A 571-nucleotide genomic window follows, 5' to 3' on the forward strand; every position below is an offset into this window, starting at 1 on the left:
GGTAGTGGTGGTGGAGGTGGAGATATGGAATCACGAGTAGCAAGACTGGAATCAGACGTTGAACATATCAAAACTACTATGAACGATATGAAGTCTGATTTGAAAACAGTTACCAGTGATGTTGGCACATTAAAGACCGATGTTGCTGTTATCATGCAAAAACTAGATGGCATAAGCAGTGCTCTGTCCAAAGTGCCAACTGATGATAAGTTGAACGTCAAATTTGAGGCGATTAGTACTAAAATCAGCGAAGTGAAAAGCGAAGTTATGCTACAGGAAGCCAAGACAGAAAATAAAATCAAGGACGCAAGATTACAGATAATTCTGTGGATACTTGGCTTACCTAGCCTCTTGTTTGTCATCTATCGTTTGTATTTATTATTTACTGGCTGAATATTGCTTGAGGTTAAATATCACCGTTTGGTTGATAATGAGGGTTTGTGATGAGGAAGTTATTGCTTGTAATCACTGTATTTTCAGCATTGATGCTAACGGGTTGCATGGCAACACCTAATGAAGTCAGAATCAAGAAACCCATTTTTGAAAGCCAGAGCAACAAGAGCGCACATGA

At 39.2% G+C, this 571-nt stretch carries 1 protein-coding gene; it reads left to right on the forward strand.

The features are described from left to right. A partial coding sequence (locus Xbed_RS19020) for a hypothetical protein (RefSeq protein WP_086114335.1) occupies nucleotides 1–393 on the forward strand: 393 nt, incomplete at its 5' end. Nucleotides 394–571: the final 178 nt, after the last annotated feature.

The sequence above is a fragment of the Xenorhabdus beddingii genome (assembly GCF_002127545.1).
Classification (GTDB): domain Bacteria; phylum Pseudomonadota; class Gammaproteobacteria; order Enterobacterales; family Enterobacteriaceae; genus Xenorhabdus; species Xenorhabdus beddingii.